Source organism: Candidatus Omnitrophota bacterium, from assembly GCA_003598025.1.
Classification (GTDB): Bacteria; Omnitrophota; Gorgyraeia; order Gygaellales; family Profunditerraquicolaceae; genus Profunditerraquicola.
Genome location: QZKH01000003.1, coordinates 285,955 through 310,894, shown reverse-complemented (window position 1 = coordinate 310,894; position 24,940 = coordinate 285,955). Strand labels below are relative to the sequence as shown.

At 39.8% G+C, this 24,940-nt stretch carries 22 protein-coding genes; all 22 read left to right on the top strand.

Features of this window, described 5'->3' with window-relative positions; genetic code table 11:
- The first annotated feature begins 3 nt into the window (after positions 1-3).
- Positions 4-1,674 (top strand): biosynthetic-type acetolactate synthase large subunit, encoded by a 1,671-nt coding sequence (gene ilvB, locus C4533_04000; protein ID RJP28965.1) that lies wholly within the window; start codon positions 4-6, stop codon positions 1,672-1,674.
- Complete coding sequence (locus C4533_03995; GenBank protein ID RJP28964.1) at positions 1,664-2,680, top strand: glycosyltransferase; 1,017 nt, start codon at positions 1,664-1,666, stop codon at positions 2,678-2,680. Before ilvB ends, C4533_03995 begins: the two co-directional genes overlap by 11 nt.
- Positions 2,593-3,855 (top strand): glycosyltransferase, encoded by a 1,263-nt coding sequence (locus C4533_03990; protein ID RJP28963.1) that lies wholly within the window; start codon positions 2,593-2,595, stop codon positions 3,853-3,855. The genes C4533_03995 and C4533_03990 overlap by 88 nt, the downstream gene beginning before the upstream one ends.
- Complete coding sequence (locus C4533_03985) at positions 3,855-5,174, top strand: nucleotide sugar dehydrogenase (protein RJP28962.1); 1,320 nt, start codon at positions 3,855-3,857, stop codon at positions 5,172-5,174. The genes C4533_03990 and C4533_03985 overlap by 1 nt, the downstream gene beginning before the upstream one ends.
- A gap of 4 nt (positions 5,175-5,178) precedes the next feature.
- Positions 5,179-6,159, top strand: coding sequence for an NAD-dependent epimerase/dehydratase family protein (locus C4533_03980; protein RJP28961.1), 981 nt, complete (start codon positions 5,179-5,181; stop codon positions 6,157-6,159).
- Positions 6,146-7,339, top strand: coding sequence for a glycosyltransferase (locus C4533_03975; GenBank protein ID RJP28960.1), 1,194 nt, complete (start codon positions 6,146-6,148; stop codon positions 7,337-7,339). Before C4533_03980 ends, C4533_03975 begins: the two co-directional genes overlap by 14 nt.
- Positions 7,339-8,400 carry a glycosyltransferase family 2 protein gene (locus C4533_03970; GenBank protein ID RJP28959.1) on the top strand — a complete coding sequence of 354 codons (1,062 nt, stop codon included), beginning with the start codon at positions 7,339-7,341 and terminating at the stop codon, positions 8,398-8,400. Before C4533_03975 ends, C4533_03970 begins: the two co-directional genes overlap by 1 nt.
- A 6-nt stretch (positions 8,401-8,406) precedes the next feature.
- Positions 8,407-10,164, top strand: coding sequence for a hypothetical protein (locus C4533_03965; protein RJP28958.1), 1,758 nt, complete (start codon positions 8,407-8,409; stop codon positions 10,162-10,164).
- Complete coding sequence (locus C4533_03960) at positions 10,161-11,978, top strand: hypothetical protein (GenBank protein ID RJP28957.1); 1,818 nt, start codon at positions 10,161-10,163, stop codon at positions 11,976-11,978. The genes C4533_03965 and C4533_03960 overlap by 4 nt, the downstream gene beginning before the upstream one ends.
- Positions 11,979-11,980: 2 nt before the next feature.
- Positions 11,981-12,373 (top strand): hypothetical protein, encoded by a 393-nt coding sequence (locus C4533_03955; protein ID RJP28956.1) that lies wholly within the window; start codon positions 11,981-11,983, stop codon positions 12,371-12,373.
- Positions 12,374-12,559: 186 nt separating this feature from the next.
- Positions 12,560-13,324 (top strand): DUF3108 domain-containing protein, encoded by a 765-nt coding sequence (locus tag C4533_03950; GenBank protein RJP28955.1) that lies wholly within the window; start codon positions 12,560-12,562, stop codon positions 13,322-13,324.
- 19 nt (positions 13,325-13,343) lie between these two features.
- Positions 13,344-15,506 carry a hypothetical protein gene (locus C4533_03945; protein RJP28954.1) on the top strand — a complete coding sequence of 721 codons (2,163 nt, stop codon included), beginning with the start codon at positions 13,344-13,346 and terminating at the stop codon, positions 15,504-15,506.
- Positions 15,503-16,198 (top strand): glycosyltransferase family 2 protein, encoded by a 696-nt coding sequence (locus C4533_03940; GenBank protein RJP28953.1) that lies wholly within the window; start codon positions 15,503-15,505, stop codon positions 16,196-16,198. The genes C4533_03945 and C4533_03940 overlap by 4 nt, the downstream gene beginning before the upstream one ends.
- A 1-nt stretch (position 16,199) precedes the next feature.
- Entirely contained in the window at positions 16,200-16,880 is a 681-nt protein-coding gene (locus C4533_03935; protein ID RJP28952.1) for a glycosyltransferase family 2 protein, read from the top strand.
- Entirely contained in the window at positions 16,881-18,107 is a 1,227-nt protein-coding gene (locus tag C4533_03930) for a hypothetical protein (protein ID RJP28951.1), read from the top strand. It begins immediately after the preceding gene.
- Positions 18,100-19,032 (top strand): glycosyltransferase family 9 protein, encoded by a 933-nt coding sequence (locus C4533_03925; GenBank protein RJP28950.1) that lies wholly within the window; start codon positions 18,100-18,102, stop codon positions 19,030-19,032. The genes C4533_03930 and C4533_03925 overlap by 8 nt, the downstream gene beginning before the upstream one ends.
- Entirely contained in the window at positions 19,029-20,423 is a 1,395-nt protein-coding gene (locus C4533_03920) for a mannose-1-phosphate guanylyltransferase/mannose-6-phosphate isomerase (protein ID RJP28949.1), read from the top strand. The genes C4533_03925 and C4533_03920 overlap by 4 nt, the downstream gene beginning before the upstream one ends.
- Positions 20,404-21,492, top strand: coding sequence for a glycosyltransferase family 9 protein (locus C4533_03915; protein RJP28948.1), 1,089 nt, complete (start codon positions 20,404-20,406; stop codon positions 21,490-21,492). Before C4533_03920 ends, C4533_03915 begins: the two co-directional genes overlap by 20 nt.
- Positions 21,489-22,604, top strand: coding sequence for a DegT/DnrJ/EryC1/StrS family aminotransferase (locus tag C4533_03910; protein ID RJP28947.1), 1,116 nt, complete (start codon positions 21,489-21,491; stop codon positions 22,602-22,604). The genes C4533_03915 and C4533_03910 overlap by 4 nt, the downstream gene beginning before the upstream one ends.
- Positions 22,604-23,374, top strand: a complete 771-nt coding sequence (locus C4533_03905) for a glycosyltransferase family 2 protein (GenBank protein ID RJP28946.1) — start codon at positions 22,604-22,606, stop codon at positions 23,372-23,374. Before C4533_03910 ends, C4533_03905 begins: the two co-directional genes overlap by 1 nt.
- Complete coding sequence (locus C4533_03900) at positions 23,371-24,414, top strand: NAD-dependent epimerase/dehydratase family protein (protein ID RJP28945.1); 1,044 nt, start codon at positions 23,371-23,373, stop codon at positions 24,412-24,414. The genes C4533_03905 and C4533_03900 overlap by 4 nt, the downstream gene beginning before the upstream one ends.
- A complete protein-coding gene (locus C4533_03895; protein ID RJP28944.1) occupies positions 24,395-24,937 on the top strand; it encodes an HAD family hydrolase in 543 nt (180 codons plus the stop codon). Before C4533_03900 ends, C4533_03895 begins: the two co-directional genes overlap by 20 nt.
- Positions 24,938-24,940: the final 3 nt, after the last annotated feature.

Below are 24,940 nucleotides of genomic sequence, written 5' to 3'. Positions count from 1 at the left end.
GATATGAAAAATAATGGCGCAGAAATTATAACTAAGAAATTGTCGCAGCACGGAGTAAAATTTGTATTTGAATTTCCCGGCGGGTCAATTTGCCCTATATTGGATGAGATCGCAAAGTCGCCTGATATAAAGATAATTTGTTTCAGGCATGAACAGGCAGCAATGCTTGCTGCTCAAGGATATTCAATGGCAACCGGTAAAACTTCCGTTTGCATGGCAACATCCGGCCCGGGAGCATCTAATCTGGTCACCGGCATTGCAAACGCATATATGGATTCAATACCGGTAGTGGTGATCACAGGCCAGGTAGCTGTCTGGGACCTTAAATCAAGAAGAAAGATAAGGCAGAGAGGATTTCAGGAGCTGGATATAGTTTCAGTAGCCCGCTCTATAACAAAGCATGCTTATCTTGTAAAAGATGTTAACGAATTAGGAAAAGTATTAGATAAGGCTTTTTTTATTGCCGCAAGCGGCCGCCCCGGGCCGGTGCTGGTGGATATTCCTATAAATGTGCAATATACACAGGGTAAATCAACTTCGGTTGAATTTAAAAGCCCAAGAGTTGTTTCTTTAAAAAATAAGATTAAGCCGTTAGTATCGAAATTGCTGGGATCGAAGAGGCCGCTGGTAGTTTTAGGCGGTGGCATCATGATCTCGGGCGTAAAGGAACAGATAGGCAAAATTATTATGCGCCATAAGATTCCTGTAGTCACAACACTTATGGGCTTAAGCGCAATTGATTCTGATTGCATGCTTAATCTGGGGCTTACAGGATATGCGGGAAGCAGGCAGGCAGAAGATGCTTTAAGGCAGGCGGATTTCATTCTGGGACTTGGCCTAAGGTTTGATAACAGGGCTTTTCCGAAAGCTAGCAAGGAATTCTCCCGAAATGCTTTTATTGCTCATGTAGATTGCGATAGCAGCGAATTAAATCACCGCGTAAGGGTAAATATGGCCATAGAAGCAGACCTCAAGGTATTTATCAAAGAGTTTGATCTACAGCTTAAAGAGAGGCCATTTGTTGCCGGCTATGACTGGAGAAATTCAGTAGTCCGGATGAAGAAAGAATTGCTGAACAAAAGGCTGAGGGCAAAAGGCCCATGTTTTTTGATCCAGGAACTATCAGCGTTGTTGAAAAATAGGCACGCTATTATAACTACGGATGTCGGCCAGCATCAATTATGGACTGCGCAGTGTTTTGATATTACAGATAAACAGAAGTTATTGTTTTCAGGGGGACTTGGCGCAATGGGTTTCGGCCTTCCGGCAGCAATAGGGGCTCAGATAGCCCGCAGAAATTTCCAGGTCGTTAATATAACCAGCGACGGAAGTTTTCAGATGAATATCCAGGAATTAGCCACAATCAGGGAATATAATCTGCCGGTAAAAATCATAGTTTTAAATAATAAGACCCTCGGCCTGGTAAGGCAAATACAGGAATTTGCTTTTTCTAAAAGATATGTATCTACGGTTATGAATTTCGATGCAGATTTTGTTTCTATAGCCAAAGCTTACGGTATTAAAGCAAAGCGCATATACAGGGCAGGTGATGCAGGCCGATATTTGAGAGAGCTTGTTAATTCCAGGCAGAGTATGCTGCTTGAATTTGTAGTTAACGGTACACAGAACGTTTATCCGGTAAGGATCAAAGGCAAGACAATATATGGCAAATAAGGTTAAATTCTCGATCTCGCTGCCGGTTTATAATTCTGCCAAATATCTTAAACGATGCCTTGATAGTATTTATAGCCAGGATTATCCTGCAGAATTAATAGAAGTCATAGCTGTTGATGGCGGTTCAACCGATAACAGCATAAGCATTCTTAAAGAATATCCGGTCAAGATTCTTGATAACCCGCTGCGGCTGGGTGAATATGGTATGAAAATAGCTGTTGAAAATGCAAGCGGAGATTTATTGGTATTATTTGCGGCTGATAATGGCTTGCCGGGGACAGACTGGTTTAAAAAAGTAGCCTCTGTTTTTATTGAGAATCAGTCATTATCCTGCGTATGGGGTAAAATGATTGCATCTGAAGACGACCCTGCGATTATGCGTTATTATGAGTTAATCCAAAGTGAGCCGCTGGCTTATTTTCTTAATAAAAACCTTGATGGCTATCTTAAGGGCGCGGAAATCGTAAATTCGGCAGGATTAAATTACAGTATTTTTAAAGTCAGCCCTTTACGGCCATTATGCTGGGGAGCTAATGGGATTATATATAAATTAAGCGATGTCAGGCATCTCTTCATGGGGGATAAATACATCGGTGATAACGAAATATTCCAGTATATGGTGGAAAGCGGCAGTAATATGGTTGCTTATTCAAAGAACCTGAATATTTATCATCATACTGTAGGTTCTGTGAAGCAATGGGTAGGCAAATGGAAGCGTAATTACACGCAGATTTTCCTGAAGACAAGGAATGAAAGGCGCATTGATTGGTTTTATTGCGGTAATTTCAGATTAAAGATGCTTGCCTGGATTTTTTACAGCCTTGTGCCTGTTTTTTCCGGAGTGCATGCGGCCTATATGTCAATAAGAGATAAAAACATTTACTGGGCGTATCATCCGCTTATGTGTTTCTTACAGACATGCACCTATTTATTCTGGACTATTGTTTTAAGAGAGGGCAGAAAGTCTTTAATCGAGCACCTTTATTTCAGGAAGGCAAAACTATGAAAATCGCATTTCTTGCTGATGAGCTGGCTCCAGGAAGTGCGCCGGTGATAATTGGTAATACTATCAGGGGATTAAGAAAATTGGGCTATGATGCCCGCTGTTTATTGATTGTGCGTAAACCTTACCCCGAGCTTTATCCCGAGATATTCAGCCATTACCTGAGAGGGGATGTGCCAATTGAATATATCCTGGACCGCCTGCCGCGATTTTTTGCTAAATACAACTTTAAGTTCCCGGGTTTTTCGTTTTTCTCTTTCCATCATATATCAAGCGGGTTATTTTCACCGTTTGTTTTTAGGCAAAAGGAATGGGATTTAATTATTGCAAATTGCCAGTATACATCATTTGTCGCGCGCCCGTTATCGGTTTTTAGAAAAATACCGTATCTTCAGCTAATTTGGGATCCCGCGCCTTATACTTTTAAAAAGATTTATTCAAAAAGGAAGATGAAATTATTTTCACCGCTGCTTTATCCGCTCACAACAATATTGGATAAGTTTGCATACGGCGGGGCAAAGGCGATAATAACCAGCGGCAAGCTTCATCACGGGTATCTTAAAAAGGTTACTGCCAAGAACCTTGAAGTACTTTATCCGGGATGCGCCCCTTTAGATAAGCTCCCTGATTATAATTTACGCCAGAAGTTTATCTTAACTTATGACCGCTGGGATATTGGCAATATTCCTAACCTTTATCTTGATCTGTTGGAGGGGGTAAAGGATAAAGAAGTCAAGCTGATGATAGGAGGTTTTTGGCATCCCGAAGGATTAAAGGAAGATTTTTTAACTGAGCTGAAAAAACGCGGGCTTTTAAACCGCGTCCAGCTTTTAGGCCCTCTCAATGAGGATAAAATAAAAATGTTATGTTCTCAGGCCATGGTCCATGTCCATCATAATGAAGAGGCTTTCGGAATGCAATCATTGGAGGCAGCTGCTTGCGGGTGTCCTATAATCATACCTTCCGGTTCCGGGGTTACTGATTTGTTTGAGCACGGCGTGCACGGGTATTTTCCTCCGAAAGAAAACATTGAACAGCTTATTTATTATGTAAATCTTATTTTTAATGATAAGGTCAAATCCAGTGAAATGGGAAGACGTGCCTGGGAGGCAGCAAAAACCCATACTTGGCAGACATATATTGATAAACTTGATGAGATAATAAGGAGGTACTCTTAATGCCAAAAAAAGTTTCTATATCCGTTATTGGTTTGGGTAAACTTGGCCTTTGTACGGCAGCCTGTTTTGCCAGTAAAGGATTTAGCGTGATAGGTGTAGATGTGGATATTGATAAGATAGATAGTGTTAATAAGGGTATCTCTCCTGTACAGGAGACGGGCTTAGCTGAGTTATTAATGCGGGCAAAAGGGAAAATAAAGGCAACCGCCGATTATAATTACGCAATAGCTAATTCAGATGTATCGTTTATCGTAGTGGCAACTCCAAGCCTCGCTGATGGAAGTTTTTCCAATGAATACCTTGAAAAAGCTCTTCACAAAATTGCTGAATCCCTAAGAACCAAAAAAAGCTATCATCTGGTGGTTATAACTTCAACGGTTATGCCTCAGACGACGGATAAGGTCGGCAAATTTATCCTGGAAAAGGTCTCTGGAAAAAAATGCGGCAAAGATTTCGGACTTGCATATAACCCTGAATTTATTGCATTGGGAAGCGTATTGCACGATTTTTTAAATCCGGACTTAGTTTTGATTGGTGAGGCAAACATCAAAGATGGCAATATTCTTGAGGGCATTTACAAAAATACTTGTGAAAATAAGCCATACTTTGCGAGAATGAGCCCGGTAAATGCCGAGATCACAAAGATTTCGCTTAATTGTTATGTCACTACTAAAATAACTTTCGCAAATTCGCTCTCAGCTATATGCGAAAAAATCCCTGAGGCTGATGCTAGGGTAGTGGCTAATGCACTAGGTATGGATTCAAGGATAGGAAGAAAATATATTAATCCCGGCCTTGGATACGGAGGTCCGTGTTTTCCCAGGGATAATAAAGCGTTTGCGGCATGTGCACATCTGGTGGAGGTGCAAGCTAAATTAGCTGAGATGGTTGATCAGGTCAATAACGAGCAGGTTATGCAGTTGGTAGGTAAGATCAAAAGCCTGGTAAGTAGATTAAAGGACCCGGTTATCGCTTTCTTGGGGCTTTCCTATAAGCCAAATACGCCGATAATTGAGGACTCTCAGGCTTTATCTATCGCCAAAATACTGGTGCATGAAGGATACAGCCTGAAGGTATATGATCCTCAAGCTCAGGATAATGCTAAGGGGGTATTAGGTGATTTTGTAAAATATTCAAAAAATACAAAAGATTGCATAAAGAACGCAGATCTTATTATACTGGCAGTCCCCTGGAGGGAGTTCAATAATTTTAATCCGGGAGATACTAAGAAGAATAGTTTGATTCTGGATTGCTGGGGATTGCTGGATATGAAAAAATTTAAAAATATAAAATTACTCGGTAAAGGAGAGGAAGAATAAGGGAATGGCAAAGAAAGCGTTAGTAACCGGAGCCGGAGGTTTTATCGGCGGGCACCTGGTCAACAGACTAAAACAAGAGGGATTTTGGGTAAGGGGTGTAGATTTAAAGCCTAACGAGTTTAGCCCCAGTAAAGCAGATGATTTTGTAATTGGTGATTTAAGGCAGTATTCCGTTTGTAAGAAGATTATTGATACGGATTTTGATGAGGTTTATCAGTTAGCTGCGGACATGGGTGGGGCAGGGTTTGTTTTTACCGGAGAAAATGACGCGGATATTATGCATAATTCTGCTCTTATAAACCTTAATATGCTTGATGTTTCAAGAAAATCCGGTGTTAAGCGCATTTTTTATTCTTCTTCGGCATGCATGTACCCTGATTATAACCAGGTTGACCCCAAGAAGCCGAATTGTTCTGAGGAAAGCGCCTATCCGGCAAATCCTGACAGCGAGTATGGTTGGGAGAAGTTATTTAGCGAGAGGATTTATCTAGCTTTTCACAGGAATTACCGTATGAATGTCAGGATTGCCAGGTTCCACAATATCTTCGGGCCAGAAGGCACTTGGCGCGGCGGAAGAGAGAAAGCGCCTGCTGCAATTTGCCGAAAGGTTGCTGAGGCAAGTGATGGGGGCCAGATAGAGATATGGGGAGATGGTAAGCAGACAAGGTCTTTTTTATACATCGATGAATGCCTCGAGGGAGTAACCAGGTTAATGCGGTCAGATTTTATAGGGCCAGTAAATATCGGTTCCGAGGAAATGGTCACGATTGACGAGCTTGCTTCTATGGTTATAGATATATCCGGGAAAAATATTTCAATTAAACATATCCAGGGGCCGCAGGGCGTAAGGGGAAGGAATTCTGATAATAAGTTGATATATAGCAAGCTTAAATGGAAGCCCGATTTGCCACTGCGTACGGGCCTTGCAAAGACTTATAAATGGATCGAGGCGCAAGTGAGAAAGAATACAGATGCAAATCAATAGCAGCGATTTAAAGATCTTACTCTGCGGCCAGCTGATTACAAGCAGGACAGAGACCCTTGAGGATTATTTAAAGAATAGATTTCGAATCTTGGGCGTTATCGGTATTACGAGCCCTTTTGCCAAAATTAATGTTTCAAGGTGTACACTTTATGATGGAAGGGCTATTATCCGGCAATTCAGTTTTCCTTCATTCCTTGTCTCAGATGCAAGATGGTACAAGCAGCCATTGTTAGTTTTATCTTTTGGTCTATATTTCGTGAATATTATTTTTTCTGCCCTAAGGCTAAAGAAAAAATTTGATATTTTTATCGGCGTTGCTTGTTTTTCTGCATTTACCGGATTGTTCCTTAAGAAGCTCGGGATAACCAGGAAGCTTGCCTATTATTGTATAGATTACTATCCTACTCCTAAGAAATTCAGCCTTAATACAATCAGCGTCATTTTGTTCAGGCTAATGGACAGGGTTGTTGTGCGTAATGCCGATATTACCTGGCATATATCAAAACGTATTGAGGATGCAAGATTCAAGTACGCAGGTGTTTCTCCGGATAAATATTATCATACCAATGCTCCGTTAACTTATTCTAAAAGTTTATTAAGGTTTAAACCGCTTGAGGAAATTGAGCGTTATACGATCGGCTTTGTCGGAAGCATCTCTGAGAATCAAGGCTTGCAGCTTCTGGTTAAAGCCTTGCCGGAGATTATAGCCAGGGTGCCTAAAGTCAGGGTAAGAGTGATCGGTAGGGGGCCATACTCGGGTGTTCTAAACAATATTGTTGCCGAAGCAGGGCTTAAAGAGAGGTTTATTTTCCACGGTTTTATAAAGGATGAAGCAGAAGTATTGGAAATACTTTCAAGCTGTGCTCTTGGAATAGCTCCATGGACATGCGCCAGCGACGACAATATTATTTATGCAGACCCCGGTAAACCTAAGCTGTATGCATTTTGCGGAATACCTATTATCATGACCAATGGTACTCCTGTAGCTGAAGAAATAGAAACGTATAGGGCCGGCATAAGCATAAATTATAATGAAAGTGAATTAAGGGATGCGGCTATAAAGCTTTTGGCTGATGAGGGGATGTTGAGGGAGTATAAGGTTAATGCCGGTAAGTTTGCGCACAGGTACATTACTGAAACTATATTTGATAGTGTGTTAGAGGAGACTATAAAAGTTTAATGAGTGTAAAGAAATCCCCGTTAGTCAGCATAATCATACCTAATTATAACGGCAGGCAGCTTTTGGAAAGGTTTCTTCCTTCAGTCGTTTCGTTAAATTATCCTAATTTTGAGGTTATTATTGTTGATAATGCATCAAATGACGCTAGCTACGATTTTATAAAGAAAAATTACCCGCAAATCAAGGTTATCCATGCTGATAAAAATTATGGAACAGCTGAAGGGAGCAATATCGGCTTAACGGAGGCAGAAGGCGAATTTTTGTTTTTTATAAGCAATGATATGGAACTTGATAAAGATATGCTTGATTTCATGGTATTAAGGATGCTTGATAATGACAGCGTGGGGATCTGCACATGTAAAATGAGGCGTTTAACAGATGAAGGTGTAAGGCTTAATATAATAGATAGCGTGGGCTCAGAGCTGGATATATTCGGTTTCCCGTGCTCTATAGGGATCAATCAAGAGGATAAAGGTCAGTTTGATACTTTCAGGGATGTATTTTTTTCTTTCGGCGGTGCGCTGCTTATAAAAAAAGATTTGTTTGTTCTGCTCGGAGGTTACGACCCTGCTTTTTTTACTTTAGCTGACGATATAGATTTATCCTGGAGGGTGCGTTTACTTGGGTATAGAGTCGTTGCTGAACCTAAGTCCGTCCTTTATCACCGTGTTTCAGCTACATTAGGTACCATATATGGCAGAAGCTACAAGAGGTATCTTTCAGAGAGAAATACCTTAATGGCATTAATTAAGAATTACAGTTTATTTATTTTATTATTGATCCTGCCTTTATATGCATTAAGTTTCATTCTGGAGATTATATTTTTTGCCGCGTTAAGGAGATTCCCAATGGTCCTTTCTTATCTGAGGGCAATAAGCTATATATGCCGTAATTTCAGGGCTATCCTAAAGAAAAGAAGGGTTATTCAATCCTTAAGAAAAGTATCTGACTGGGATATTTTAAGAAAAATGAGGTTTACATCGCATAAGTTTGAGATTTTTCTTGATTTTGTCAAGAATTTCGGTAAGGGCCCTAACTGGGATAATTATTTCGGCACTTGATAAATTATGAAGAATAAAATTTTTGCTATTATTTTTTTTGGTGTTCTTGTATTTGTCACAACATTTCCTTTAACACTCAAGGTCTTTACTCATATCCCTGCTTTTTTCTCAACGGATGAGTCTTTCGGCATACTCTGGAGCAGCTGGTTTGTAAAATACTCTTTTACCCATAATACTTCAATAATGTATACAGATTTTATCGCTTATCCATGGGGGATACATCCTTACACCGGAATGGTGGGGTATATTTTCTTTATCATAAATTATGTTTTATCGCTGCTTACAACCCCGGTGCTGACTTATAATATCCAGGTCTTATTTAATATATTAGCTACGGCAACCGCAACGTATTATCTGGCTCTTTACCTTCTTAAGGAAGTAAAACCGGCTTTTATATCCGGTATGATTTTTGGTTTTTCTCCCTACATATTTGTGCGTTCATGGCAGCATATTGGAGAGACTTATCTTTGGCCTATTCCCCTATTTATCCTGTTTATCCTGAAGCTTAAGGATAAACCCTCTTTGAAGATAAAAGCCATGTTTATTTTGACAATTATCCTTAGTACGGTTAATTTTGATGTTATTTATTACTGCATGGTTATATTACTCTGCTGGTCTATTTATTCTTTTGTAACAAAAAGGAGGGAAGCATTAGGTTATATTTTAAGGGTGTATTGGCTGACAGCAACTGCGCTTTTGATCCTAATACCGCAGTTTATGCCTTTAATCAAGCGTATGTTTTTTCCTGAAAAAAGTGCTCCTTCAGCACAAAATATGTTTCATAGGCCTTTTGAGGATCTTTTTTCTCAATCAGCCAGGCCTTTAAGCTATTTACTGCCTTCTTCAGTGCATCCGGTTTTTGGCAAGCTTACTTCGCAATTCATAGGGTCTTCCTTTTACGGTATAAGTTTTACTGAGCATACGCTTTATTTGGGATGGTTTGCTCTTCTTTTGGCAATCTATGCTTTTAATAAACGCAATACTTCACCTGAGAACAAAGGTTATATTAAATTTTTTGTTTTTTTGGCTCTTTTCGTATGGTTATTTTCACAGCCGCCCTGGTGGAATATTGGACACTTAAAATTATATATGCCATCCTTTTTTATGTATAAAATCCTTCCGATGTTCAGGGCGTATTGCCGTTTTGGCAGCGTTTTAATGCTGGCTGTTGCTGTTTTGGCAGGCTTTGGCTCAAAGCTTTTATTTAAAAAGTTTAAGTCAAGAATCGCAAAGTGGCTAATCTTTCTGATATCAATTATCTTAATCCTTTTTGATTTCTGGAGCTGGCCGCCTTATAAGATTATGGATGTTTCTGCTGTGCCGGAAGTTTATACCTGGATAAAAGCTTTACCGGAAGGTTCAATTATTGCAGAATACCCGATGGATATTATCGGCCCGGCAGAAATGTATAAATTATATCAGACTAAGCATGAGAAAAAAATCATCAATGCAACCCTTCCTGGTACTTATGCGCATAAAATAATTGAAAAGATATCCAGGCTGTCAGATTTTGAGACGGCAGGGATTCTTAGTTGGTTGAAAGTAAGATATGTAATTGTCCATAGAAATAAATATTTGGATTCCGAATTAACTGAAGTCATCGACGATTTTAACAAAATACCCGGGAATCCCGGCTTAAAGTTTATCAAACATTTTGCAGCTGAAGGATGCCCTCAAGATGGTATAGAGTGTATTAAGGATGTCGGAGAGATAGATGTTTATGAAGTTATTGCTATTGGCAATGACCCCAAGGTAGAGAGATGAGGATATTAGGGATTTCCTGTTTTTATCATGATAGCGCAGCAGCCCTTGTAATTGACGGTCAGATAATTGCCGCCGTGCAGGAAGAGCGTTTTACGCGTAAAAAACACGACTCATCGTTTCCCTTGAATTCAATTAAATGGTGCCTGGAATTTGCCGGTATATCCATTAATGAAATCGATTATATTGTTTTTTATGAAAAGCCGTTCATAAAATTTGAGAGGATACTTGAAACCGCGCTTTCTTATGCCCCATTAGGGATAAGGCAATTCATGCAGGCAATGCCTTTGTGGCTCAAGCAAAAGCTTTGGATACCCGAAATAATAAAAAAGCAGCTTGAGTTTAACGGTCAGATACTTTTCGTAAACCATCATGAATCCCATGCGGCAAGTGCGTTTTATCCTTCTCCTTACGATGAGGCGGCTTTTTTAACTATGGATGGGGTGGGGGAATGGGATACCGTAAGTTTTGGAAGAGCCAAGGGAAATAACCTTGATATTATCAGCACAATCCGTTTTCCGCATTCTCTCGGGCTTTTATATTCTGCTTTTACGTATTACTTAGGCTTTAAGGTTAATTCCGGAGAATACAAGGTCATGGGGTTAGCTCCATACGGAAAACCGCTTTATAAGAGATTAATACTGGATAATCTTATAGATTTAAAAGATGACGGCTCTTTTAGGTTAAATTTAAAATATTTTGGGTATTGCTACGGTTTGAAAATGACTAACCGCAGATTTGACCGGTTATTTGGGAAAAACCCTCGGAAACCCGAATCGGAAATAACGCAGAGAGATATGGATATAGCTGCTTCTATACAATCGGTTACTGAAGAGGTTATGCTTAAAATGGCGGGGCATGTCCATAAAGTTACCGGACTGGATAAACTTTGCCTTGCCGGCGGGGTTGCTTTAAATTGTGTGGGAAATGCCAGGATACTTAATGACGGGCCGTTTAAAGCGGTTTGGGTGCAACCGGCAAGCGGTGATGCCGGAGCAGCTTTGGGTGCCGCGCTTTTTATATGGTATAAATATTTGAAAAATAACCGGCAAGCCACCGCAGGTATTGATGCGCAAAAGGCCTCTCTGTTAGGCCCTGGCTATAACCAGGAGGATATAAAGAGATCTTTGGATGAGGCGGGAGCCGATTATCAAAGATATGAACCTGGCCAGATATCCGATATGGTCTCAGATCTGGTCATGAATGGGAAGGTTGTCGGGTGGTTCCAGGGCCGTCTTGAATTTGGGCCCAGGGCTTTAGGCGCTCGAAGCATTATTGCAGACCCGCGTTCTGCGGATATGCAGTCCAAGCTCAACAAAAAAATAAAATACCGTGAGTCATTCCGGCCATTTGCACCAAGCGTAATTGAGGAGAAAGCAGGCGAGTGGTTTGAGATTAAGTGTAAAAGCCCGTATATGCTTTTTATAGCCAAGGTAAATAATAATAAACGGATTGTGGATAATACAGGCAAGGAGTTAGAAGGTATCGGGTTGCTTAAGAATTTGCGCTCTGTTATACCTGCGGTGACACATGTTGATTATTCTGCCAGGATACAGACGGTCGCGAGGCAGGATAATGATATTTATTATGACTTGATTGATAAATTTTTCAGGAAAACCGGCTGCCCGGTGTTGATTAATACTTCATTTAATGTAAGAGGCGAGCCCCTAGTTTGTTCGCCGGCTGATGCCTACCGCTGTTTTATGAATACGGAGATGGATTACCTGGCCATAGGCAATTATATTCTTGATAAGGCAAAACAAAAAAAAGATTATGTAAATAGATTTAATATCAGGCAAAGATTTGAGGCTGACTGAAAATGTGTAATAAAAATAGCGATAAATATAAGAAATTCGGGTTGACGATGTGTATTGCTTTTTTCGCCATAGCTGTTGCTGCTTTCATATTTAAAGGGAGGCTGTATTATACGTATATAATTTTAGGCACATTATTCGGGGCCGCTGCATTAATTATGCCTGTATTTTTGAGCCCGCTACATTATGCCTGGATGAGACTGGCTTTTGTGCTTGGCTGGATAAATACGCATTTAATATTGTTTGCCATATTTTATCTTGTTGTTAGCCCTGTTGCATTAATCATGAAGATATGTGCGATAGATGTATTGGAAAAAAATATTGTAACGGGCCGGAAAACATATTGGAGAGAAGCTAAGGAGGGGAGTGTTTTCGGTGATTACCGAAAACAGTTCTAAGGTGCTATGAGTAAAATATCATTTATAAGAGAAATGTGGGATTTTGCAAAGACCAGGAAAAAATGGTGGCTTATGCCGCTTATTTTCTTCCTGTTTCTGCTTAGCGCGGTCATATTTTTGACTCAAAGTTCCGCAGTCGCTCCTTTTATATACACACTATTTTAATTTTAATGTTTGCAGGAGGCAATGGGGATGAAGAAAAAAGTATTTTTTTTAGCGGTTATATTAGTCCTGGTGATTGCCGGGATGTCTTTACGCAATAATAATGTGAGTTTTATAATTAAGAGGGCAAGGTTAAACAGTGTCGTAGATTATACTGTCCTTAAATATAGGATTTATATCCTTGGGTTGTTTCCGGTAGGCGAGATTATGCTTAATAAGCCCGTTGAAGCAGATTTTATGGGCAAACAGGTATTCCGCCTGCATGCCTTTGCCCGTACCTTTGATTATTTATCAAAGATTTATCAGGCTGATGCCACGCTGGATTCTTATATCGATAAAGCAAGCTCTGTCCCATTATTCTTCAGAGAGGAACTGATTGCTAAAGGCAAAAAATCAGTAAAAGAGGTCAGTTACGACCAAAAGAAACTTGTTATGAAAATAGAAGGCGTTGAGCGTAAAATCCTGCCAAGTACATATGATCCTCTTTCTTTGATGCATAAACTCATAAAAACAGATTTAGCCGCAACTAAAGAAATCAAAATGTATATTAATTCTAATCAAAAGAATTATGTATTTGTCGCGGGTTTGATATATAGCGGCTCAAAAATAATGAATGAACAAAATAATATTTTTACGATTGACGGAAAAATAAAGAGAGTAGATAAGAATCCTTATCACCAAACCAGCCTGACTATTAAATTTTTAAAAAAGGATGAAAATATACCGTTGTTAATAAGGGTTTTTGCCGGTGGGATGCTGGTAACTGCCAGGTTAACCGAAGTTAAATAATAATTTTAGCGAGGATTTTATGAGAATGCTGCTTGCTTGCATATTTATGAATGCTATCGTAATTTTTAATGCTTTTCTAATCACCTTTAGGGGATTTAAGCCTGTAGGCCTGGCCGAATCACTGATCTGCGCATTTATTATTTACGTTTCGCAGATTATTCTGTCAGAACAGGCCTTAGGTATTGCCGGGGCATTGACCCTTGAAAATCTCATATATTTAAATTTGATTATAATGTTTTTAACTATGTTTGTTTTTAATAGGCCGGTAATTAACCCTTCCATTAAGGACGTAAGAACTAATCTTGGGGATCTACTTAAAAGCAAATTATTACTTTTAGCTATTTCTACAATTACGGGATTTGTTGTAATTAAATCTTCTATCAATCTTTTCAATCCGCCTTTTGGCTGGGATTCTTTAAATTATCATTTTACCTTTGCTGTGGAATGGCTTAAAAACAGGAATTTAAACATCCCGATCACGGTTTTTGACGATCCCAGCCCTTCGTATTATCCAATAAATGGCAGCCTGTTCTACTTATGGCTTATCATGCCTTTTAGGAGCGTATTTGTCGCTGACCTGGGGCAGCTTCCCTTTTTTGCGCTTAGCTTTACGGCAACTTATGCATTGGCAAGAAAGATAGGGGTATCTTCGCCCTATTCATTATTTGCGGCATCTTTATTCTCGCTGATGCCAAATTATTTTAAACAGCTGGAGATCGCTTATGTTGACCTGATGGTGTGTTTTTATTTCCTGTCAGCTTTATATTTTCTTTTATTATTGTATGAAGAATTTTCGCTAAAAAATAATATACTTTTTGGTTTAAGTATCGGGCTTCTTCTGGGGACTAAGACTGTAGGGCTGCCTTACAGTTTGTTGTTGTTTATGCCATATGTGTTTATTTCTTTTAAAGAGATAAAGAAAGCGGGTTTTATACGTTCGCGGCCACAAAACCGCACCTTTAAAGGTACGGATGGAGTTGGGCCGCTCAGTGTTTCGCTCCAAGAAACCTCGGGCTTTAGCCCGATGAGCTCCATTTTTCTTTTTATTATTTCCGTGCTGTTTTTGGGAGGATACTCTTATCTGAGGAATTATATAAATACCGGTAACCCGCTTTATCCGCTTAATGTAGAATTATTCGGTTTTAGATTGTTACGTGGTGTCATGGAGCCGGTCATTTACCGGGCTCATTTCAAACCGGAAGATTATAGCCTGATAAAAGCCCTTTTCCATGAAGGCTTGGGCGTGCAGACGTTATTTTTTACCCTTCCGGCTTCGCTTATAGCCCCGGTTTATATATTTGTAAAGAATAAATCCAAAAAAGACTATTTTTTGCTTTATTTTTCGATCCTGCCTTTTTTAATGTATTTAACCTACAGGTATGTGATACCCCTTGCTAATTTAAGGTATTTATTTGCAGCTTTATCTATAGGAATGGTGCTCGCATTCTTTTTAATACAGAAGCTCAGAATAAATAAAAAAGCAGTTACCATTATTATTTTTTTATGTATCGTTTTTCCGTCCCTGGAGTTATCCTCATATTGGGAATTGGCCAATTCCGGATTACTTACATTTGCCCTGTTTTATTTTTTAATTAAGAGACAGGCTTCGATTTTAAGATTCAGACCGGATGTTCGGGCATTAACCTTAATAGCATTATGCTGTTTTTTAGGGCTTACCCTTGCCCAGAAATTCTATATACGTAACGAATATAAAAGATATGTAAAAATGGTTGAATATTCAGGATTTTGGCCTGAAGCAACCTATGCCTGGGAATGGCTCAATAATAATACCCAATCAAACAATATCGCCTACGCCGGCAGGCCGGTGGTATACCCGCTTTATGGCACAGGTTTTAAAAATAATGTTTATTATGTTTCGGTCAATAAAACCGACCCGGCTATGCCCCATTATTTTAGTGACAGTTCATACGAATGGGGTTATAATTTTACCTCATTACATGAGAATTTAAATGAGCCAAATAATTACCGCGGGAATGCCGATTATAATATTTGGCTGGTCAATCTTAAAAGGCGTAATACCGATTTCATTTTTATCTATTCTCTTCATCAGACTGAAAAGATTGAATTTCCTATAGAATATTACTGGGCAATTGAACATCCCGGTGAATTTAAAGAGGTTTTTTCTAATAATACGATTAAAATATTCAAATTGATTAAATGAAACTCTCTATTATCATCCCTGCATATAACGAAGAAGCAAATATCGCTGATGTTATTAGTAAGCTTGAACAGGCCATGCTACCAGAGCATGAGCTGGTAGTCGTGAATGACCATTCGACCGATAATACGCATGCATTGGTAAATAGATTAGCTACTTCTTATCCTAACTTAGTGCTGGTTAATAATGAAAAAGAGAGGGGCTTTGCTAATGCGATAATGTGCGGTATCGGAAACGCCAAGGGAGATGTTTTGTTGCCGGTAATGGCGGATTTGTGTGACGAACTTCAAACTGTCAATAAAATGTATGATAAAATAATACAGGGTTATGATGTTGTTTGCGGCTCAAGATATATTAAAGGGGGTTTGAGGCAGGGAGGGCCGAAATTCAAGGCTATGCTGTCACGGTTAGGAGGTTTTACTGTGCATTTACTTATCGGTGTACCTACCCATGATATAGCAAATGCCTTTAAAATGTACCGTAAGGAAGCTATTAAAGGCATAACTATCTATTCTAAAGGCTTTGAGGTATCGATGGAGCTGGCTTTAAGGGCTTATTTTAATGGTTTCAAGGTGACAGAAGTCCCCACAAAATGGAAAGAAAGAGAAAAGGGTAAATCCAGTTTTAAGGTTTTCAGGCTGTTGCCTAATTATATCCGGATATATCTTTGGGCATTAAAAGAGAGGATGAAGTAAAATGCCGTTATTATCAGTGATAGTGCCTGTTTTCAACGAGTCAAAGACAATAAGGCAGGTTATAGAGAAGATACAGCGTATTGATATCGACAAAGAGATCATCGTAGTGGATGATGGCTCTACAGACGGTACAATGGGTATTATTTCCGAATTAAAGCTTTTGAACCTGAAAGTTATTTATCATTCCAGCAACAGGGGCAAGGGCGCTGCTTTTAAGAGCGGGCTTAGCAATGCAACAGGAGATTATGTATTGATACAAGATGCAGACCTGGAATATAATCCCGAAGATTACCGTAAATTAATCAGCGCCATCAAAGATTGCGCTGATGAAAGCCTGGTTCTTGGTGTGAGGTTCCTGGGGGGGTATCAAGGGTTATTCTTCCACAGGCTTGGCAATAAAGCCCTTACCGGGTTCTTGAATTTGCTTTATTCAAGCAGGCTCAATGATTATGCGACCTGTTATAAGCTGGCTTCGCGCAAGACTTTTTTGAACCTTGATTTAAAGGCAAATGGATTTGATATTGACGTTGAGATTGTATGCAATGCAATTAAACGTAAGCTCAGGATAATCGAGGTCCCTGTTTCATATATCCCGCGTTCATACAAAGAAGGCAAGAAAATAAGGCTCAATGATGCTTTTTGGGCTATTTTCTATATGATAAAATACAGATTCGGAGGCTAAGTGTCAAAAGTTATAAGCATCTGTGATTTTATTATTTATTGGTCAATAATATTAATCCCGTTTTCAATTTCTATTTCTCCGGCGTTTACCTACTCATTTATGGGCTTTTTATTCTGCAGTTTTCTCTTAAAGAAAATCCTTAAACGCCAGAGACTTTTTGTCCGAACCGCAATAAATATCCCGTTTATATTACTGGTCATTATTTCAATAATCTCTTTTAAAAATAGCATTGATCTTAAGTCCAGCATAAGGGGGATATGGAAATTTGTTGAATATGCCATGCTCTTTCTCATTTGCGCTGAAGAGGTGCGCGATAAAAAACATCTGGGCAGGATTCTGGGGGGGATTATCTGCGGTGCTGTTATGTCTTCTATTGACGGGCTCTGGCAGTTATATTCAGGAAAAGATTTTATACGCGGCCATGCACCGATAATAAATATCGGGCTAAAGCGCGCCACAGCAGCTTTCCCTAATGCCAATGTTTTCGGTGTTTATGTCAGCGCTATAGCACCCGTTATTACCGGCATGGCGTTGTTTGCTTTTAAGGGAGCTAAAAAAACCTGTATGCTATTTTTTAGCTTACTTGCTATTACCGGGGTGTTCCTTACTCTTTCCCGCGGGACAGCTCTTGCGTTATATTTAAGCGTTCTTTTGATAGCTATATTGAAGAGGAATAAGCTTTTAACCACACTTCTTATCATATTTATCTTGATATCACCGTTTTTACTGCCAAAAAATGTAAAAAACTGGGCTAAGGATGTCAATTATAATCCTGTAAGGTTTATGTTGAATGATGACAGGATAAGCGTTTACCGCAATACTATGAATATGATCAAGCATCATCCTTTTATCGGAGTAGGATTTTCTACTTTCCCGGAAAATTATCTAAAATACAAACTTCCTGAGCCGGACTATGCAGGGACGGCAGATCATATGTATGCTCATAATCATTACCTTCAGATGGCCGGTGAGACGGGTATTATAGGATTGAGTATTTTCATATGGCTCTTGATTAGCGTTTTTTCTGAGGCAAAAAAAATATATTCTAAGCTTACTAGCGGATATCTCAAGACTTACGTAATTTCTTTGGTTGCCGGAATAGCTGCTTTTTTGATAAACGGGCTTACAGAAACCAGTCTTTATTATTCTAGGGTATCGATGATCTTCTGGTTTATGATAGGTTTACTTTTATCTTTTAAACGTTTTTGTTCAGAAGAAAATGGCTAAGAAAAATATATTATTGTTCCGTAATGACCGATTTGGCGAATTTTTGCTGATTATTCCCTGTATTAGGGCGATAAAGGAAGCTTTTCCCGATGCCGGTATAACTTTGGTTTGTAACCCTTATGTTAAAGAGTTAGCCGGATTTATTAATGAAGCCGGGGAGGTGATCACCTGGAATAACCATAAACATAGTTTTTTCGAAATATTAAATTTCTCCAGAAAACTTGCAGTTAAGAAATTTGACATAAGTATAGTATTTAATCCTTCGCAGGAACTCAATTTAATAAACTTTCTTGCCGGGATACCTGTTAGGGTAGGGTTTGACCGGAAGTGGCCTTTTTTGCTTAACCGTAAAATCCCTGACCGTAAATATACCGGAGATAGGCATGAAGTCGAATATAATCTTGAGCTGGTTTCCTTGATCGGTGCCACAAGCAGAAGTTTTGATTCGCATATTGATATTGGCCCGGTTCCCGGCAACAATACTATTGTAATTCATCCCTGGACCAGCGATAATATTAAGCAATGGCCTCTGGAGAGGTTTAAGGAGCTTGTTTTAAGGATAGTAAATGAGATTAAGAAAAAGGTTGTAATTGTCGGCGGTAGGGATGAGCTGAATAAGTATGGCGGGCTATTCAGGTCGCCGCATAGCCTTATAACAGATATGACCGGAAAAACCAGCTTGCCTGAGTTGGCAAAAATAATTAAAGGCGCTGACTTATTAATATCCGGGGATAGCGGGCCCATGCATTTAGCGGCAAGCCTCGGGACAAAAGTAATAGCATTATTCAGGAATGATATCCCTTCAAAGGCACCAAGAAGATGGGGCCCCTGGACAGAGAATAAAATAGTAATTGAAGGCGGAAGTTTAACCGATATAAGTGTAGAAGAAGTTTTTAATACTGTAAGAAAGGTGTTAGCGCTATGAATTATGCGGTGATTTTAGCTGGTGGCACAGGAACACGGTTCTGGCCTTTTAGCAGGGAGCTTGAACCAAAACAATTCATGCATGTCTTAAGCAACAATTCTTTGCTTCAGAATACCATAATACGGCTAAGCGGGATAATTGAACCCGAGAATATATTTATAATAAGCAATAAGCTTTATTTGTATGAATTAAAAAGCCAGATAAAGACGCTGAAAGTCCCTGATTCTAATATTGTGCTTGAGCCGGATGCAAGAAATACAGCTGCGGCTATCGCACTTGCCGCCAGCCTGATATTGGCAAAGGATAAGGAAGCGGTAATGTTGGTCCTGCCTTCTGATCATTATATCCGCGGCAAAAAGGAATTTTCCAGCTGTATAAAAAGTGCAATAAAATGCGCCAGGAAAGATTTCATGGTGACAATCGGGATCAAGCCCCAAGACGCATCTACCGGCTACGGATATATAAAAACAGCAAAGCCATTAAGTGGCTTAGGGGTCAAATGTATTAAGGTGAGCAAATTTATTGAAAAGCCGGCATTTGCCTTAGCTAAAAAATATGCGATAGACAAACGTTTCTTCTGGAATAGCGGGATTTTTATTTGGAAGGCATCTGTTTTTATGGAGGAACTAAGAAAATTCCTTCCTGACATGTATCAAATATTTAAAGATGTAAAGAAGATAGAGCAGGTGGGGAAGAAATGGTTCAGTATTAAGCCGATCTCTGTTGATTACGGTATAATGGCATTTTCAAAGAAGATCGTGCTCGTGCCGGCTGATTTCTATTGGACTGATCTTGGCAGCTGGGATGCCTTAACCAAAATACTCCCCAAGGATGCCTGCGGGAATGTCTCCAAAGCTGATTTTCTCGGCCTTAATTGCAGGGGGGTGAGTGTTTTTAGCCGCTCGGCAAGGTTTATATCTGCGGTAGGGGTGCGCGACCTGATAATAGCAGATACGCCGGATGCGATATTAGTATGCAACAACAATAATGCTCAGGACGTAAAAAAGATAGTTGATTTGTTAAAAGTGGGCAGGCGTAAAGAATGTATATCCCATATAACGGAAAAAAGGCCCTGGGGAGAATTCACCGTACTGCAGAAGGGAATTGGTTTTAAAATAAAGCTTATTCAGATTTATCCTAAGAAACGATTAAGCCTGCAGAGGCATACAAAAAGGGCTGAACATTGGGTGGTGGTTTCCGGATGCGCCAAGGTTACGACCTCCGGAAAGGCAAAAGTGGTAAAAGCAAACAACAGTATTTATGTGCCTATCGGCCAGAAACACAGGCTTGAGAATCCCGGTAATTCAGTCCTTAGGGTCGTCGAGGTGCAGACAGGCAGCTACCTTGAGGAAGATGATATAGAGAGATTTGATGACGACTTCAAAAGGTAATACCAGGAGATTCCTTATAATAAATCCTTTCGGTATCGGAGATGTTTTATTTACCACGCCGGTTTTAAAAGGGATAAAGGAGAAATATCCTGAGAGTTTTATCGGCTACTGGTGCAACCAGAGAGTAGGCGCACTGTTGAAAACCAATCCTTATTTGGATGCAGTAATTGATTTAAATAGAGGCGATCTTAAGAGGATTTTTAAAGAATCCCCTTTGGCTGGCATAAAGAAATTATTCAGCTTGATCGGCGCGTTAAAAAAATATAAATTCGATACCTGTATTGATTATTCTCTGGACTACAGATACAGCCTAATCGCCAAATTGATGAACATAAAGCAGAGAATAGGGTATAACTTTAAGAGGAAAAGGGGTTTTTTTACACGCTCTTTGGATATTGAAGGTTACAATGAAAAGCATATGGTGGAATATTATATAGATTTAGCCAGAGAATCCGGAATTGAAATTATGGATAAAAGGATGAGCCTGGAGATAAACAAAGAAAGCCGGCAAAATATCGATTCTCTGCTTTTAAACCACGGTATAGGGCCGGATGAAGCAGTCATCGGCATAGTCCCGGGTGCCGGACAGAGCTGGGGCAAGGATGCGTATATAAAACACTGGCCTGCAGAGAAATTTGCAGAGCTGGCAGATAGAATTATTGACCAATTTAATATTAAGGTTATAATTGTTGCAAGCCGGGAAGAGAAGGATATTACTTCCGGGGTGCTTTCATGTATGCGTAATAAAGCTTTGGATATTACGGGCATAGTAAGCTTAACCGATCTTCCGGCATTGTTGAAGAGGTGCAGGGTTTTAGTTACTAATGATGGCGGGCCTTTGCATATTGCGGTTGCTTTAGACATCAGGACAGTATCTATCTTTGGCCCGGTAAGTGAAGTTGTTTATGGACCATATCCAAAAAACGATGAACATATAGTATTGAAGCGCCAGTTGGATTGCCGGCCATGTTATAAGGATTTTAAGCTTGCTCATTGCGTTCATAGCAAGGAGTGCATTGATTCAATCCAGGTGGACCAGGTTTTTGATGCCGTAAGGAGGCTGATGTGAATGTACCATTCTGCGATTTAAGTAAACAGCATGAAGAGATTAAAAGGGAATTATCTCTGGCGATAGAGAAGGTTATCAACAGGGGTGATTTTATCCTGGGCCAGGATTTAGTTGAGTTCGAAAAGGAATTCGCTGCTTTTTGCAATTGCCCATACGCTTTAGGCGTGAGCTCAGGTACCGCTGCTTTATTTCTTGCTCTCAAAGGCTTGGATATCGGCCAGCTCGATGAAGTTATTGTTCCGGCTTTTACATTTATTGCTTCGGCTTTAGCTGTAAGTTATACGGGGGCAAAGCCTGTTTTTGTCGATATCGATGAGGCAACATATAATATAGATGTAAACAAGATTGAAAAAGCGATAACCCGTAAAACAAAGGCGATAATGGTAGTGCATCTTTACGGGCAGCCGGCAAATATGCCTAAAATAATGCAACTGGCCAATAAACATAATTTAAAAGTCATTGAGGATGCTGCTCAGGCACACGGTGCCAGTATAACCATGCCGGAAGGCAGGCGCATGTTTGCCGGAGAGATTGGCGATGTCGGTTGTTTCAGTTTTTATCCTTCTAAGAATCTCGGCGCAATGGGTGACGGAGGCATGGTGGTTACGAAAAATAAGGCTGTATTTGATAAGTTATGCATGTTAAGAGATTATGGCAGGATATCCAAATATGAGCATGCCATGATTGGATACAATTCCAGGCTTGATACTATCCAGGCAGCGCTGCTTAGGATAAAATTAAAAAGAATTGATAAATGGAACAACCTTCGGCAGGAAGCTGCTAAAATATATGACAGCCAATTAAATAGTGCCAAAAATGTGGTTTGCCCAGTATCTCTGCCTTCTGTAAAACATATCTATCATGTTTATGCTATCAGATCGGCAAAGAGAGATCAGATACACAGGGCGCTTTCTGATGCAGGCGTCTCCAGCATCATTCATTATCCTATACCGCTGCATTTACAAAAGGCTTATGCTCACTTGAAATATAAGAAAGGTGATTTTGCCGTTGCTGAGAAAGTATGCGACGAAATATTATCGCTGCCGATGTTCCCGTATATAACTGAGGAGCAGATTAAATTCGTAACAGGAATAATCAAGGATATTGTTTAATGACTGATAAGGTCAGGCTTTCTGTGGTTGTGATAACAAGAAATGAACAAGAGCGATTGTCCAGGTGCCTTGATTCGGTGTTTTGGGCTGATGAGATAATCATTGTTGATGACCAGAGTACTGATCATACCAGAGAAATCGCTGCCAAGTACACGGACAAAATCTTTATTAGGAAAATGGAAGTTGAGGGCGCGCATAGGAATTGGGCTTATTCAAAAGCTGCTAATGAATGGGTCTTAAGCCTTGATGCAGATGAAATAGTCACATCCGAGCTAAAAAATGAAATAGCCCAAAAATTGTCCGATAACCCTAAAGAGAACGGTTTTACTGTTCCTAGGAGGAATTATATAGGAAATTACTGGGTCAGGTATGGGGGGTGGTACCCTAGCGGGCAGCTTAAATTATTCAGGAAGAGTAAATTCAGATATGAAGAAGCAGCAGTGCATCCCCGGGCTTTTATGGACGGCGCTTGCGGCCATCTTCATTCAGATCTTATTCATTATTCATATAGAAACCTTGAAGATTTTATAACTAAGCTGAATAAACAAACAAGCTGGGAAGCGCGAAAATGGCTTACGCAAAACAAGCCTATGCGCCTGGGCAGGTTTCTCTGGAGGAGCTATGACAGGTTTATGCGCACTTATTTTACTAGAAGGGGTTATAAAGACGGTTTTATCGGCTTTATGATCGCTTTCAATGCGGCATTATATCAATTCTTAAGTTATTTGAAATATCGTGAAATAATCACTGAAAGGAGATTAAGGAAATGAGAGTATTGGTCACCGGAGGGGCAGGGCTTGTGGGTAGTCACTGTGCGGAGTTTTTTTCAAAGCAAAATTCAAAAAATAAAGTTATTGTCCTTGATAATCTCATGCGTTCTAAAATATTCGGTTATGATAAGAATTCGGTTGAATTTAACTGGAAATATTTACAGCAATTCAAGAATATTGAACTTATAAAAGGGGATGTCAGGGATGAGAAGGATGTGGCAAAGGCAATAGGTAAAGGAGTTGATGTGGTAATACATACTGCAGGCCAGCCCGGAGTTCCTTCTAGCGTGCGTATGCCTAAAGAAGATTTTAGCATCAATGCTTTTGGGACCCTTAATGTCCTTGAAGCAGCAAGGGCTAAATCCAAAGATACGGTTATTGTCTATTGCTCAACCAATAAAACATTTGGCGAAAACGTTGATAAGATCGCCTTAATTGAAAAGGAGAAAAGATACATTTATGACGGTGTCGTAGGAGTCAATGAAAGCATGTCTACGGACCTTACGGGGCATACACCTTACGGAGTATCTAAGCTTGTGGGTGACCTTTATGTACAGGAATATAGCCATATTTATAAGATGAAAACAGCGGTTTTCCGCATGTCTTGTACATATGGCACAAGGCAGTTCGGTTTTGAGGACCAGGGATGGGTTGCCTGGTTTATAATCGCTGCTTTATTCAATAAGCCAATTACTATTTATGGTAACGGTAAACAGGTCCGGGATATGCTGTATGTAGATGATCTTGTTGATGCGTTCAATAAATTCATAAACAGTGATTTAGAAAGAGGGCTGTTTAACATAGGCGGCGGTCCCGATAATACAATATCGCTCCTGGAATTCTTAGACCAGCTTGAAAGTGCTACCGGCAAAAGGCCAAAGACAGAATTTTCCGATTGGAGGCCATCAGACCAGAAGGTTTATATAACTGATACCGCAAAAGTGAAGAAAGAACTTAAATGGGATACAAAAGTTTCAGTCAAAAGCGGCATAAACAAGCTTATAGATTGGGTAAAAGATAATGAGAGCTATTTTTCTTGACCGGGACGGCGTTATTAATAAGTTCCCCGGGTACGGGAAATACGTAACGAGCATAAAAGGATTTAAATTTCTTCCCAATGTGAAAAAGGCAATCGCCGATCTTAAGAAATCAGGGTTTAAGATTTTTATAATCTCAAACCAGGCTTGCGTTGGCAAAGGTTTACTGGATAAAGCCGATTTAGATTTAATAACCTCTAAGATGATTGAGGAGATAAGGTCTTACGGTGGCGATATCGACCGTGTTTATTATTGTTTCCATTTGCCTGAGGAAGACTGTTCTTGCCGGAAGCCCAAAATTGGCAGCCTAAAAAAAGCAGCGAAAGAATTCAACATTAATCTAAGCAAGAGTTATTTCATAGGTGATAGCATGAAAGATATTCTGGCTGCTCGATCCTCAGGGTGCACATCCATACTAGTGCTTACCGGGCAGGAAAATCTTATTAACAGCGAGAATTGGCAGGTCAAGCCCGATTTTGTATTCAAAAACCTCTACGAAGCCTCAAGGTTCATCTTAAGGAATTAGGGT